We start from the raw sequence: 14,701 nt of genomic DNA, 5'->3' as shown, positions 1-14,701 counted from the left end.
AAGAGAACCTATTTCGAGGGGGTACCATCATGACACAAAGTACATTGGCCGATCCCGCGCGCCGCTCGGCGGTCAAGCGTTTGGGCGCCGCGGCGCTGGGCATGGCGTTGTCGCCCTACGTGTCCACGGCGCGCGCGCAGGATCCTTTGTTCGTCAATACCTGGGGCGGGATCTGGGACAGGGCCGCGCAGGCGCACCTGTTCGACCCCTTTACCAAGGAGACGGGCATCCCGATACGCACTGTCTCTCCCGTTTCCTATGCACGGCTGGCAGCCCAGGCGAAGACGGGCGTCTACGACTTCGACGTGACGGCCATTAGCGGTTCGGAACTCATACGCGCCGAGCGCGCCGGCCTGATCGAACCCATAGACGAGAGTATCGTGGACGTGGGGTCGCTGGCGCCAGGCCAGCGCCTCGGCAACGGCATCGGTTCGCATGTTTTCGCCACCTTGATCGCCTATCGAAAAGACAAACTGAAAGAAGGGCCGCAGAACTGGGCCCAGTTCTGGGACGTCAAAACCTACCCCGGCTCGCGCAGCCTGCAGCGTTATGCCGCCAGGGTATTGCCGCTGGGACTCATGGCCGATGGCGTTGCGCCCGCGGACCTCTATCCCCTGGACCTGGATCGCGCTTTTGCGTCGATGGACCGCATTAAGCCCGACATCCGGGTTTGGTGGACCCAGGGGCAGCAGTCGTATCAGCTGCTCCGCGATGGCGAAGTGACCGCCATGGGCATCTGGCACGGACGTGCCGTGCACATGGCCAAGGAAGGGGTGCCCATCGAGATCGTGTGGAACCAGGCCCAGATCGACCAGGCCTATTGGGTAGTCTCCAAGGGATCGCCGCGCGCGAAAGCCGGTTGGCGTTTCATCGCGTCGGCGCTGCGCGCGGAGCGGCTGGCCGGCTTTTGCATGGATGCGGACTACAGTCCGATCGACCAGCGGGTATTCGCCCACATCCCGGAAGACGCCGCGCGCTACATGCCAACGTATCCCGAGAATTACGCCAAGACCGTGCAGCAGGATTTCGCCAAGCTCACGCCGCAATTGCAGGAATTGAACCAGCGATTCGATCGCTGGGTCATGCGCTGAAGGAGGGTATGGAGCATGGATTCTCACTCTGCCGCCCGGCGGCTACCCTATCTGCTCTTGGCCCCGCTGCTGGTTTTCCTTGCCGTTTTCTTCCTGTTTCCGCTGGCGGAAGTATTCGCGCTGAGTTTCACGGACCCCGAGCCCGGCCTGGAAAACTACCGCAACTTTTTCTCCGATCCGTTCTATTGGCGCGTGCTGGGAGTCACGTTCTCGACGGCGGGCATCGTGACCCTTTGCTGTCTGTTGGCGGGCTATCCGCTGGCCTATTTCATGGCGGGCGCCCGGCGTCGATACGGCAACATCGCGCTCTTGGTGGTCGCGTTGAGCTACTGGACCAGTTTTCTGGTGCGTACCTACGCTTGGATGATCCTGCTGGGCAACAACGGGCCGGTGCTGGGAGCTCTGCGGGCGCTGGGCTGGTCCTCGCCGCCAGAACTGCTGTTCACGCGCTTGAGTTCCACGCTCGCCATGGTTCATGTGCTGGTTCCGCTAATGGCCATTACGCTGTACTCGGTCATGAAGAAGATCGACCCGGTATATGTCCGCGCCGCCTGCAGTTTGGGCGCCCGCCCTTGGACGGCATTTTGCAAGGTGTTCTTTCCGCAGACGCTGCCCGGCGTGATCAACGGCTGCACCATGATCTTCATTATCTGCCTGGGCTTTTACGTCATTCCCGTCCTGCTGGGGTCGCCGCGCGAGCAGATGATAGCGGGCGTGATCGGACAGCAAATGGACGAGATGGGGAATTTTGGCGATGCCTCGACGATGGCGGTCGTGCTGACCCTGGTCACGCTGCTGCTCTACGGCATCTATAGCTGGTGGTTCGACGCTCACGAGAGCCAGGGAGCAAAGAAATGAGATGGATGTACTGGCTGGCCTTTCCCCTGGTCGTGCTCGTGGGGGCCCCCTTGCTGATCGTGGTGCCGGTGTCTTTCAGCACCTCGGCGTCGCTGATCTTCCCGCCGCCGGGCTATGGACTGCAACACTACGCGGCGTACTTTTCGGACTACGCATGGCTGCTGCCCACCGCCAACAGTCTGTTGATCGGTCTGGCGACGGCGCTGCTGACGTTGTCGTTGGTCGTACCCGCCACGTTTGCATTGGTGCGTTACCCCTTCAGGGGACGCGCCTTGGGACGGGCATTGGTGATTCTTCCCTTGATCGTTCCGAACATCGTGATGGCATTGGGCTACTACCTTTACCTGGGAAATCTGAAACTGACCCAGACATACCTGGGCGTGATTCTGGCCCATGCATGTCTATGCGTGCCTATCGCCTACCTGATCCTGGAGGCCAACCTCAAGAATTTCGACGTGAATCTCGAGCGCGCGGCCCGCAGCCTGGGCGCGACGCCCATGAAGACTTTCTGGCTGGTCACGTTTCCGATATTGCGCCCAGGCTTTCTGGCGGCCGGCTTGTTCGCCTTTGCACATTCCTTCGATGAGGCGGTGGTCGCGCTTTTTATCTCTGGACGCGATGTGCCCACGCTTCCCAGAAAGATGTTCGAAAGCCTGCGCATGGAATCGGATCCGGTGATGTCGGTCGTGTCGACGCTGTTGTTAGCGGCGGTGTTGCTATTCACCATTCTCTATGCGGTGTCCAAACACTACCGATCCGGCCGCCACCGCCAGTGCGAGGCCGCGCCTGCGGGGCCCGTGAATACTTCGAATTCCTATAGCTGATCCAAGGGGGAATCATGTCCGCATTTACCATGGCCGCGCCGGCCGTACAGGGGGCGCATGTATCCTGCATGACGCCGCAGCCGAGCTACTTGTGCGTGTCCCGGCTATGTAAAAGCTACGATGGCCAAGGACGCGCGGTGGACGGCGTGGACTTGCAGATACGCAAGGGCGAGTTCGTCACTTTGCTGGGGCCCAGCGGATCGGGCAAGACGACAACCTTGTCGATGATCGCCGGATTCGAGGCGCCCAGCGAAGGAGACATCAGCATCAACGGCCGCTCGCTGGTGAGCGCGCCCGTGCACCAGCGCAATATCGGCGTGGTATTCCAGAACTATGCGTTGTTTCCGCACATGACGGCCCAGGAAAACGTGGCATTTCCCCTGCGTATGCGCAAGCTCAATGCCAAGGACGCGATGGACCGCGCGAAGCGTGCGCTTGCCAGCGTGGGCTTGTCGGGGCATCTCGAAAAGCTGCCCACACAGATGTCGGGCGGACAACAGCAGCGGGTAGCTCTGGCGCGCGCGCTGGTATTCGAGCCTGACGTCCTGTTGCTGGACGAACCGCTGAGCGCGCTCGACAAGAACCTGCGCGAGCAGATGCAACTGGAAATCAAGCGGCTGCATACCGAGTTGGGAATGACTACGTTGTTCGTCACGCACGACCAGAGCGAGGCGATGGCGATGTCGGACCGCATAGCCGTGTTCAATCGGGGCAAGATCGAGCAGTTCGACGCGCCCCTGACGGTGTATGACCGGCCGGCGACTCGCTTCGTCGCCACCTTCATCGGGGACAGCAACCTGTTCGACGTCGTGATCGACGATCCGGCCGAAGGCCGCGTTCATAGCGAACTGTTGGGGGCGGTTCGGGCCATATCGAGCAAACTCTCGGCAGGCACCAAGGCGCACCTCATGGTGAGGCCGGAGGCTATTCAGTTCGCTCCATTGCGGGACGCTGCCCAGGAGAGGGGCGTGTTCACCGTAAGCAGTGTGCTGAACTTTGGAGACAGGGCGCTGGTGCACGGCAAGGTCGGGCAGCAGGACGTCAAGGCAATGGCGGTCAACCTTGATCCACGCCTGGTGCATACTGGGGCACGCTTGGCGATGAGTTGGTCGCATGAACAGGCGTACGTGTTGGCAAGTTAGAAACAGCCTGAGTTCGGTTCAGTACAGCGACATGCTCACCTTTTCAAGGCGTGCAAACAAAGTTGCCTGGTATGATTGACCCGATTGGCATATGAAGTCGGCGTTGCCCCTCAAACCTCTGTCGTCCACGTCAAGAAAAGCTCCTGTCGGATGACGGTAAAAGCGACGGTAAGACCCCATGTCGATCACGGCCAGTCCCTTTAACCACGCGGGCTTGCGTGGCCTGTTGATAATCGAGTGGGAATGATCCCGCGTCCGACATGGACTGGCACCAAAATGCATTGAAGCATCTAAGAGCCCGCGTAACCGCGGGCTCTTTTGTTTTCGGCTTGAGCCGCGCTCAATGAGATGAGCCAGGTGCGGTGAAACTGAAAAAGCGTATCCGTATGGGCGATGCCCTGGCGGAACTTGGACAACGCATGGCTCTGACGATGATGTCGCCGCGATTGAGCGGGTGCGCGACAAGATGCCGGCGGAACCGATAAGGTTTGGATGCTGATCCTGGAGGCGCGCGGCCGGACGGCAGGCGGAGCTTGTCGCGTTTGGCGCCCAAGGAGCTGGAGGCCCTGATGGGATGAGCGAGGCGGCGCTCCGCGTCATTTCTCGTCCGACCTGACCGCTCTTATTGGCTTGCCGGCGCGCCGGGCCGTCTCGTGGCGGCGGCTTTGTCCTGAGCGATTTCGATTACATATTGCTTGCCGTTGATGTAGTTGTTGCCCAGGTAGGTGCTGCCGTTTTTGTAGATGACAGTGCCGCTGGAGGTGCCCTGGAAGTCGTATTTCTGGCCTTTGTAGGTGGCCAGGAAGCGGATGCCCTTGAAGCCGGTGCTGTCGGTGGTGAAGGCGGGGGGCTGGGCTTGGGTGCTTTGTATTTGACGCATCAAGGCGCGCACGAAGTCGGGCCCGGCTTTGATGAGTTCTTGTTCGATCAGGGCGCGATAGCCGGCTTCGTCCAGCCCCCGTCGCGCCGTCACGGCGTGGGCGACACGCTCCAGATAGGCCACGGTGGGGTCGCTGGCATTGAGCCAGGCCTGCATGGTGGCGCGGATTTCGGCGTCGGCCTCCTTGCCCCAGAGGTCCTTGGCCTCGATCGGCCAGCCAGTCCATGTGGTGGAGAAGGGGCCGCTGAGGTTGGCGGCGCAAATGCGCGGCTGTTCTCGCTGGGGTTTAAGGAGGTTGGCCACGGGGGCCAGCAGCTTGCGCACGCCTTCGCTGTCTCCCGGTTTGCCCTTGAGCATGGCCCGCGCCGCGGGTTGGATTTTGTCTCGGTATTGGTCCGCCGAAACCAGTTCCGGCAGGCCCGCGCCGCAGATCTGGTCAATCATCGAGCCCAACAGGACGCGCTCGCCGCCGTAGTCGTTCAGGACCGTCCAGAGGATGGGCAGCAGGGGCCTGGCGCCGGAGACGCCGGCGTTCGTCCCGGTTGCCGGGTCGGGCGAGGCGAGGGCTGTGTGACCGCAGACGGCCAGGGCCGCCGTCATGGATATCGCGAGTTTCTTCAATGTCATTGTGGTTGTGCGCGAAAGGGTGATTGGCGGAATGATTGGCGACTCGTATCGCGGCCCGCGGCATGCCTTTTGGCTGGCCGAAGCAGGGCAGGATGGCGCTTGCTTCGTGAACACAAATAGTAGTGTTTAGATAATAACGCACACGAGTTGCGGGCAAGCCGAGCTTGCGCGCCGGGCCCCTTGCCGGAAGATACGCCGGAGATCGTCGCGGCGCGCGTGACCACGGCCCGGGATCTGGACCTTGGCGGGTTTTGACAGTACAAGAGCTTTCTTGCCAAACGCCAGCCATGCGCCGATGAGGCCTTGGCGCGCGGGTCGGTGGCGCGCGTTTATCTGGAGTCCGTGCGGTATGTAGCGCGCAAGTGCGTCTTGCGCGCGGGTCGGCGCCGGGGGGCTTGGCCGTGGTCAGTACTACGCAGTCCACAGATTCAGCGATAGCGGCGGCCGATCAAGACGCGACCGTGCGAGCGCCCTTGTCCGCTTTCGGAGCGGATGCTTCGACGATCCAGTTGCCCAAGGGAGGCGGCGCCATCCGAGGCATGGGCGAGAAGTTCGCCGCCCATCCCGTCACGGGCGCGGGCTCGATGTCGCTGCCCATCGCCGCCAGCCCGGGGCGGGACGGTTTTGGGCCGCAACTCTCGCTCTCCTATGATTCGGCGGCGGGCAATGGCCCGTTTGGCCTGGGCTGGCGGCTGTCCTTGCCGTCGGTCACGCGCAAGACCGACAAAGGTCTGCCGCAGTATCGCGACGCGATCGATTCCGATGTTTTTATTCTTTTTGGCGCGGAAGACCTTGTGCCGGTCCTCAGGGCGGACGGCTCGCGCCTGCGCGACGATACGACCGCGCCCGGCTTCGTCATCGAGCGCTATCGTCCTCGCGTGGAAGGGCTGTTCGCGCGCATCGAGCGCTGGAGGCGGATAGGTTCGCCCGCCGATGTGCATTGGCGTTCGATCTCCAAGGACAATGTCCTGACGCTTTACGGCTATGACGCGGATTCGCGCATCGCCGACCCGCAAGATGCCAGCCGTATTTTCTCGTGGCTGATCTGCGAGTCGCGCGATGACAGGGGCAATGGGATTCGCTATCTCTACAAAAAAGAGGATGGCGTCTATCAGGAGCAGCCGGGCCAGGCCGATCCCTTCAGGCAACCTCATCAGCGTAACCGCGGCCCGGCCTCCGACCCGCGGCGCAGCGCCCAGCGCTATCTGCACCGGGTACTGTATGGCAACGTCAGGCCGCTGCTTGATGCCCAGGGCGGCCGTCCGCGCTTCTTGAGCGATCTGCCCCATCCGCCCTCGGACAACGACTGGCTGTTCGAGCTGCGTTTCGATTATGGGGAGCTGGACGAAAGCAATCCCATGGGGCAAGCCGAGCAGCCCTGGTTGTATCGCCCCGATGCGTTTTCCAGCTACCGGTCGGGCTTTGAGGTACGCACTTGCCGCCGCTGCGAGCGAGTGCTCATGTTGCACCATATTCCCGACCAGCCGGCCGTCGCGGACCGTCCGGCGCAGCCCGGTTATGAGGGCGTGGTGCGCAGCACCGAGTTCAGCTATGACGATGATTCCGGGCTTGCCCGCCGGCCTGCCTACGCTTTTCTCAGGCGGGTGGGGCAGACGGGGTGGCGGCAGGATGGGGCGGTGATCACCCGGCGCAGTCTGCCGCCGGTGGAGTTCGCTTACACCGAGGCCGTGGTGCAGGATGCCGTGGAGGAAATCGATCCGTCAAGCCTGGAGAACCTGCCAGTTGGCCTGGATGGCGCGATGTACCGTTGGATTGATCTGCATGGCGAGGGTCTCCCCGGCATTCTGGCCGAGCGGGCCGGCGCCTGGTACTACAAGCGTAATTGGAGTCCGATTGCGGTTCGCTTGCCCGGCGATGCGGCGCGGGCGATGTTCGCTCCACAGGAGACGGTGGCGCTCAGGCCCGGGCTCGCGCCGGGCGCCGCGGCGCAGGTCATGGATCTTGCCGGCAAGGGACGGCCGGCGGTGGTGGTGATGGAGGGGCCCGCGCCCGGTCTGTACGAACACGACGAGGCCGATGGCTGGCAGCCTTTCCGGCCCTTCACTTGCGGCCTGCATCGCGACCTGGGCGACCCCAATCTCAAATTCATCGACCTGGACGGCGATGGCTGCGCCGACGTGCTCATCACGGAAGACGAAGCCCTGGTCTGGCATGCCTCGCTGGCCGAAGAGGGTTTCGGACCGGCCCGCCGCGTGGCCCAGGCGATCGATGAGGAGAAGGGACCGCGCATTGTTTTCGCCGATGGCGCACAGTCCATCTATCTGGCGGATCTTTCGGGCGACGGCCTGACCGACATCGTGCGCTTGCGCAATGGCGAAGTCTGCTATTGGCCCAACCTGGGCTATGGCCGTTTCGGCGCCAAGGTGACGATGGACCATGCGCCCTGGTTCGACAGCCCCGATCAATTCGAGCATAGGCGCATCCGCCTCGCCGACATCGACGGCAGCGGAACCACCGACATCATTTACCTGCATCGCGATGGGGTGCGCCTGTACTTCAACCAGTCGGGCAATGCCTGGAGCCCGCCGCGGATATTGAAGCTGTTTCCGCGGCTGGACGATCTGGCGAGCATCGTCCCCATTGACCTGCTGGGCAATGGCACGGCCTGCCTGGTCTGGTCATCGGCCCTGCCGGGGGATGCGCGGCGGGCGATGCGCTATGTGAACCTGATGGGCGGCCGCAAGCCGCATCTGCTGGTCGGGGTCGTCAATAATCTGGGCGCTGAAACGCGCATCGATTACGCGCCGTCGACCAAGTTCTACCTGCAGGATAGGCGCGATGGCAAGCCCTGGATCACGCGCCTGCCTTTTCCGGTGCACGTGGTCGAGCGCGTCGAAACCCGCGACCATATCGGGCGCAACCGTTTTGTCAGCCGCTACGCCTACCATCATGGCTATTTTGACGACGAGGAGCGCGAGTTTGGCGGCTTTGGCATGGTGGAGCAGTGGGACACGGAGGCCTACGCCACGCTTGCCGCCGGGACGTCTCCCATGGCGAATATCGATGCCGCTTCGCATGTGCCGCCGGTGTACACCAAGACCTGGTTCCACACGGGCGCCCACCTCGGCGGCCGGCGCGTCTCGCGCCATTTCGAGGAGGAGTATTTCCGCGAGCCCGGGCTGAGCGTCGAAGCGGCAAGGCCTTTGTTGCTCGATGACACCGCGCTTCCGCCGGGCCTTTCGCTGGCGGAGGCGCGCGAGGCCTGCCGCGCGCTCAGGGGCTCGATGCTGCGCAAAGAGGTCTACGCGCTCGACGGCGTGGGCCAAAGCGCGGACCACCCCTCCGGCATCCCTTACTCCGTGGCGGAGCAGAATCTCACGCTGCGCCGGCTGCAGCCTCGCGGCGACAACCGCCACGCCGTCTTTCTGGCTCATGCGCGAGAAGCCATCACCTACCACTATGAGCGCAACCCCGCCGATCCGCGCGTCCAGCACGTCTTGACCCTGGAGGTGGATGACTTCGGCAATGTGCTCAAGCAGGCGGCCATCGCTTATGGGCGCAGGCGGCAGATTGGGCTGCGCGAGCCGGGCGGCGTCATGCAATGGCGGCCCAACCCCGGCTTGGCCGGGCTCGACGAGGCGGACCAGGCCAGGCAGACCACGACACTGCTGACTTATACGGAAAACCGGTACACGCGGGATGCGGCGGGAGGCGGGGAGGCGATAGAGCGCGATGATGCCTATCGAACCCCGCTGCCTTGCGAATCCATGACTTTTGAGTTGACGGGTTATGCGGCTTCCGGCCCGCCCATCGCTCCCGCCGCCGATCCAGGCCTGGCGATGCGTCGTTACCAGGCGTCGGATCTGGTTCAGCCGGGCCCGCCCGGGTCTGGCGGGCGGCAGCGTTATCGGCATATTTTCAATGCTCCCGAAGTCCAGTACGAGGCTCTCGCGACCGGCGAGCGGCGGCGCCGCCGCACCGAATGGCAGCGCACGCGCTATCGGCGCGACGATCTGGACGGCCTGTTGCCGCTGGGCGAATTGCAGCCGCTGGCCTTGCCCGGCGAAAGCTATAAGCTGGCCTTCACGCCGGGGCTGTTGGACCAGGTCTTTCAGCGGCCCCGGGCAGGCCTTCCTCCGGAGAGCCTGTTGGCCGAGCCGGCCCGCAGCAGCGTGCTCGGCGGGCAGGGCGCGGATCAGGGCGCTTACGTCGACCTGGAAGGAGACGGGCATTGGTGGATACCGTCAGGCCGCTCATTTCTTCACCCGGCCGAGGTGGCGGCGCCTGTGGAATTGGCCGAGGCGCGTGCGCACTTCTATCTGCCGCGCCGGTATCGCGATCCATTCGGCCAGAGCAGCGTAGTGGACTTCGACCGGCATGACCTGTTGAGGGTGGAGAGCCGCGATGCGCTGGACAACTGTATCACGGTGCAGGTCAATGATTACCGCGTGCTGCAGCCGCGGTTGCTAAGCGACCCCAACCGCAACCAGGCGGAGGTGGTCTTTGACGCGCTTGGCATGGTGGTGGGGACGGCCGTGATGGGCAAGCCCACGGACAACCCGCGCCAGGGAGACCGGCTGGACGAGGGTTTTTCGCCCGAGCCGCCGCAGGCGCTGTTCGATGCTTTCGTGGACAGGCCGCGCGAGGCCTCGGCGGGCGCGAGTGTGGCGAGCCAGGCGGCGCAAGACCTGATCGGCAATGCGACGACGCGCATTGTCTATGATCTGACGCGCTATATGCGCCTGGGCGAACCTCCCCTTGCCGCGACCATTGCGCGTGAAACCCATGTCAGCGATTTGCCCCAGGGGAGCTTGAGCAAGCTGCAGATCGGCTTCAGCTACTCGGATGGTTTCGGGCGCGAGATACAGAAAAAGATCCAGGCCGAGCCTGGGCCGGTGGACGCTGCCGATCCCGATGCGCCTATTGTCAATCCGCGCTGGGTGGGCAGTGGCTGGACGATCTTCAACAACAAGGGCAAGGTTGTTCGGCAATATGAACCGTTTTTCAGCAGGCAACAAGCGGTGGACGGCAGTCTTTACAGTGATCACCGTTTTGAGTTCGGCGTCCAGACGGGCGTTAGTCCCGTGCTGTTCTACGACGCAGCCGAACGAGTCGTCGCCACGCTGCATCCCAACCATAGCTGGGAGAAGGTGGTTTTCGGTCCTTGGGAACAAACCACCTATGACGTCAATGATACGGTCCTGTTTCCGGTGCGACCCGACAACCCGCTGCGCGACGTGGACGTCGCGTCATATTTCGGCCGCTTGCCGGATGCCGACTATCTGCCCACCTGGCACGAGTTGAGAACGCTGCCCGCTCATGCCGCCGCCTTCTCGAACCGCTATCCCATCGCTGAAGATCGTCTAAACGAAACCCGGGCGGCCGAGCGGGCCGCCGGCCATGCCGATACCCCCGCCAGCGCCCATCTGGACTCCCTGGGCCGCCCCTTTCTCTGTGTGACACGTAATCGGGTGGATTGCGAGGGCCACTCGCTTCACGGTCAGGGCGAGGAGCGCCGTAGTCGTATCCTGTTCGACATCGCGGGGAATCTGCGCGAGGTATGTGACGAGCGCAGACTCCCCGACGCGAACCACTTGCCCCTCGGACCGCGGGACTTGCGCGTTATCTTGCATTACGCCTACGACATGCTCGGCAATCGTATTTACCGGCTCAGCATGGAGGCAGGTGCACGCTGGATGCTCAACGATGCCTGTGGCAAGACCATCCGTCACTGGGATGGCCGGGGGCACAGCTTTACGATGAAGTATGACGCCCTGCGCCGCCCAACCGAGCAATACGTGCGCGGAAACTATAGCGACCCCGATCCGCGCAAGCCGAACTCCGACCCGCGCACGCTGAATCCACCGAATGAAGCGGGCCTGCTGGTTGACAAGATCGAATATGGCGAGCCGCCGCCGGGTGCTTCAGCCGCCCAAGAGGCCGCGGCGTTGCGCATCAATCTGCGTACCCGCGTCATGCGGCATTTTGACTCTGCCGGGGTGCTCATCCATGGCCGGCCAGACGCCAATGGCCACGCCATCGAAGCCTATGACTTCAAGGGCAATCTGCGCTGCAGCACGCGGAAGTTTGTCCGTGACTATAAGGCGATCGCGGATTGGTCGGGCAATCCCGGGCCGGCCCTCGAGACCGAGTCCTTCCAGGGCCGTACCCGCTACGACGCGCTCAACCGTGCCGTCCAGTCCATTGCGCCGCGCAGCAGCCTGGGACGCGGAAAGTTCAACATTGTGCAAACGGTTTTCAACGATGCCAATCTGCTGGAGCGTGTGGATGTGTGGCTGGAACAGGAGGACGAGCCGGTGGCCTTGCTCGAGCCCGCACATCATCCTCCGTCGCCAGTCGGTGTCGCCAATATCGATTACGATGCAAAAGGTCAGCGCACCTTGATTGACTACCGGTGCGCCGGCCCGGATGCGACAGTCATTCGTGCCCGCTATACCTATGACCGCGAGACTTTCCGCCTGGTGCATCGGTATACCCGGCGGGGTGTGCATCCCTCGACCGCCCAGGGTGTCGCCTTCCCAGGGGATTGCGATAATCCCCAGCCCCCACCGGCCACCATCGCCGCGCCCAGGACGCCGCCCGTGGGCGGCGGATGTGGTCTACAGAATCTGTATTACAGCTACGATCCCGCCGGTAACATCACGCACATTCGCGACGCCGCGCAACAAAGCATTTACTTCAGCAACCAGCGCATCGAAGCAAGCAACGATTACGTCTACGATGCCTGCTACCGCCTGATCCAGGCCGAGGGCCGTGAGCATCTCGGCCAAGCTGGCCTGCCGTTTCCGCATACCTATAACGATGCTGAGCGCGTGGGCATGCTCGGTGCCAGTCCTTCGGGCGGCTTCGCGCCCGACGACCGCGCTGCGATGGGACGTTATACCGAGCGCTATGTCTATGACGCGGTCGGGAATCTTCTTCTTATGCAGCATGCGCGCAGTAGTGCGGCCGTGTCGGACTGGATACGCCGCTATGCCTATAGCGATGCCAGCCTGACCGAATCGGGAAAATCGAGCAACCGATTGAGCAGCACCTCGCTTGGCAATGCGGCGGATACGCTTTTCGACCACGATGCCCACGGGAATCTGTTGGGGATGCCGCAGTTGCGGACTATGCAATGGGATTACCGCGACCGCCTGTTGATGACGCAGCGGCAATCGGTCAACGACCAGAACAGCGACGAGGCGTCGCGGCAGGCCGAGTGCACTTGGTATCTCTACGACGCAACAGGGCAGCGCTTGCGCAAGGTGACGGACCTCGCCGCCAACGGCGGCATCAAGGACGAACGCATCTACCAGGGGGAATTCGAGGTTTATCGTGTCTATGGCGGCGGGTCCCAGGCCCGCCGGCTGAAGCGGGAGCGCGAGACCCTGCATGTGATGGAAGACATGCTGCGCATCGCCTTGGTCGAGACACGCACGCAGGGAGATGAGCAAGGCATCCCGCGCAGACTGATTCGCTACCAGTTGGGCAGCGCGCTCGGATCAAGCAGTCTGGAGCTGGACGAGCAGGCTCGGATCATCTCCTATGAAGAGTACTCTCCTTATGGCAGTTCGACCTACCAGGCAGTGCGCAGTCTGACGGAAGCCGCAAAACGTTATCGATATACGGGCAAAGAAAGGGATGAAGAGAGCGGGCTGTATTACCACGGGACCCGGTATTACGCCTGTTGGCTTGCCCGATGGACAAGATGCGACCCGGCGGAGATCGCCGACGGCCCCAATGTCTATGTGTATGCGCGCTGCAACCCCGTCAGGTATTCGGATCCGAGCGGGAATACTTCGGCCGAGGAGGAGGGGGCCCGCCGTAATGCGGCTCGCCGGGATAGCGGAGCATTGACCCCGGACCAGATCGGGGATATCTATAAATCAGTCGATGATGTTCCGAAGTATTTTGACGCGCCGCCCCAACCCTCGGCTTCGAGGACAGAAGAACAGCGCAACCGTTTATTGCAGGGCGAATCCAAGCGGGCGCAACAACGGGCCGATATGGCAAAAGCGCCTAAGTTCTCGCTTGAGCAAAAGCGGGAGATGCGAACGGCCGCTGCGAACGCCGGCGCCCAGAATGCGGCGGTCGAGAACGCGGAATCGCTAATCAACATGAGCAAGATTATCGCGCTGCCCATGATGGGCCCGCTGGCCTTGACCATGCCCGCCGCCAAATTCGACTGGGCCAGAGTTCCGAAGCCGGCTTCCACGGGCGACACGTTGCAGGATTCGATCCTGAGCGACTATTACGGTGCCGGAGAGACCGCGACCGATACCACTGTACTGGCGCTTTCCTTCCTGCCGCTGGGAGAGATGGCGCAGGGCGCCAAGGCGGCCGGCGGCAAGTTGCCGGTCCCGACGAACTCGCTGTCGTCCCTGGGTGGCTCCGGCTTCATGAGTTTTTCAGAGCGTTGGGCGCTGTCAAAGCCAAAGACGTACATCACCTACATTTTTACCGATGGGCCTGGGAGTATTCGCTATGTGGGGCGGGCGAGCGGAACGGGCAGTGCGGAAGATGTGCTGTACCAACGCCTCACCAAGGGCCACCATGTCTTTGACGCCAATCCGGAGTTGGTTGCCGAAGTGCTCGCCGAACATCCGACCAGGGAGGCAAGCATGGGCGCCGAGAGTGTCTACAAGGATTACTACGAGCAGCTCGGCCACAAGCTGCTTAATGACCCTAAGTCGCCGCCCTTGAGCACCATCGGTCGCAAGCTGGAAAGAACGCGGCAACGGATCAGTACTTTCTTCGATAGCTGGTAGGCCCTTTGAGCCCATGACAGCCGAGCGCAAGACAGCGGGCAGCAACTCGCGCCCCTATCAGGAGTCGCATCAGCCATGAACCCCGACCTGCAACAACTCCAAGCCCATCTGCGCAGCCTGGGCTATCTCCGGACGCGGCCCAGCGGCGAACTCGATGAGCCGACACACGCCGCGCTGTGCAACTTCCAGCGCACGCACGGACTGAGGGTCAGCGGTGAGGCCGACGAGCCCACGCGGGAGCGGGTCGAGCGCGCGATCGGCGACCGCGAGTATGCGGTGTTCGGTCATGTGCTGGACGCGGATGGCGGGCGTCCTTTGCCGGATGCCATCGTCAGCGTCCAGGACCGCGACTTGGGCGCCCCTCCCTGGCGGGAGCTGGGGCAGGGGCGCAGCGACGCGGACGGTTTTTTTGTTTGACGATGACTCCAGCCCGGTACTTCGCTGGACTGCGCCGTAGCTCGATACAGCAGGTTTATCAAGAACTTACGCGCGTCCATCATATGCCGGTGCTTTCTGAAACTTGACCCGGTTTTCCCTCGCGCCGCTC

General features: G+C 62.8%; 7 protein-coding genes. 6 read left to right on the top strand and 1 reads right to left on the bottom strand.

What is annotated here, in order from left to right:
- The first annotated feature begins 29 nt into the window (after positions 1-29).
- Genes L540_RS01345 through L540_RS01330 form a run of 4 tightly spaced genes read left to right on the top strand, consistent with a single transcriptional unit; the run spans position 30 to position 3,915 of the window.
- On the top strand, positions 30-1,091 hold the full coding sequence (locus tag L540_RS01345; protein ID WP_043215344.1) for an ABC transporter substrate-binding protein: 1,062 nt from the start codon (positions 30-32) through the stop codon (positions 1,089-1,091).
- Between the two features lie 57 nt (positions 1,092-1,148).
- On the top strand, positions 1,149-1,949 hold the full coding sequence (locus L540_RS01340) for an ABC transporter permease (protein ID WP_197085620.1): 801 nt from the start codon (positions 1,149-1,151) through the stop codon (positions 1,947-1,949).
- Between the two features lie 5 nt (positions 1,950-1,954).
- Positions 1,955-2,773: an ABC transporter permease gene (locus tag L540_RS01335; RefSeq protein ID WP_231584722.1), complete on the top strand. Its 819-nt coding sequence runs from the start codon at positions 1,955-1,957 to the stop codon at positions 2,771-2,773.
- Positions 2,774-2,787: 14 nt separating this feature from the next.
- Complete coding sequence (locus L540_RS01330; protein WP_109842419.1) at positions 2,788-3,915, top strand: ABC transporter ATP-binding protein; 1,128 nt, start codon at positions 2,788-2,790, stop codon at positions 3,913-3,915.
- A 622-nt stretch (positions 3,916-4,537) separates the two neighbouring features.
- Here L540_RS01330 and L540_RS01325 read toward each other — a convergent pair.
- Positions 4,538-5,422 carry a hypothetical protein gene (locus L540_RS01325; RefSeq protein WP_131726007.1) on the bottom strand — a complete coding sequence of 295 codons (885 nt, stop codon included), beginning with the start codon at positions 5,420-5,422 and terminating at the stop codon, positions 4,538-4,540.
- Positions 5,423-5,883: 461 nt separating this feature from the next.
- Here L540_RS01325 and L540_RS01320 point away from each other — a divergent pair, with 461 nt between their 5' ends.
- Together L540_RS01320 and L540_RS01315 are read left to right on the top strand one after the other, a co-directional pair.
- A complete protein-coding gene (locus tag L540_RS01320; RefSeq protein ID WP_269430858.1) occupies positions 5,884-14,154 on the top strand; it encodes a SpvB/TcaC N-terminal domain-containing protein in 8,271 nt (2,756 codons plus the stop codon).
- A 75-nt stretch (positions 14,155-14,229) separates the two neighbouring features.
- Positions 14,230-14,571 carry a peptidoglycan-binding protein gene (locus L540_RS01315; RefSeq protein WP_043211618.1) on the top strand — a complete coding sequence of 114 codons (342 nt, stop codon included), beginning with the start codon at positions 14,230-14,232 and terminating at the stop codon, positions 14,569-14,571.
- The last annotated feature ends 130 nt before the right edge of the window (positions 14,572-14,701 follow it).

It is taken from the genome of Bordetella pseudohinzii (genome assembly GCF_000657795.2).
In the GTDB taxonomy this organism is placed as follows: Bacteria; Pseudomonadota; Gammaproteobacteria; order Burkholderiales; family Burkholderiaceae_B; genus Bordetella; species Bordetella pseudohinzii.
This window is presented reverse-complemented; position numbering and strand designations above follow the sequence as displayed.

Excerpts from the sequence above, each read along its gene's own strand:
- L540_RS01325 (WP_131726007.1), bottom strand. The coding sequence starts at position 5,422 with ATGACATTGAAGAAACTCGCGATATCCATGACGGCGGCCCTGGCCGTC.
- L540_RS01315 (WP_043211618.1), top strand. The coding sequence starts at position 14,230 with ATGAACCCCGACCTGCAACAACTCCAAGCCCATCTGCGCAGCCTGGGC.
- L540_RS01330 (WP_109842419.1), top strand. The coding sequence starts at position 2,788 with ATGTCCGCATTTACCATGGCCGCGCCGGCCGTACAGGGGGCGCATGTA.
- L540_RS01335 (WP_231584722.1), top strand. The coding sequence starts at position 1,955 with ATGTACTGGCTGGCCTTTCCCCTGGTCGTGCTCGTGGGGGCCCCCTTG.
- L540_RS01345 (WP_043215344.1), top strand. The coding sequence starts at position 30 with ATGACACAAAGTACATTGGCCGATCCCGCGCGCCGCTCGGCGGTCAAG.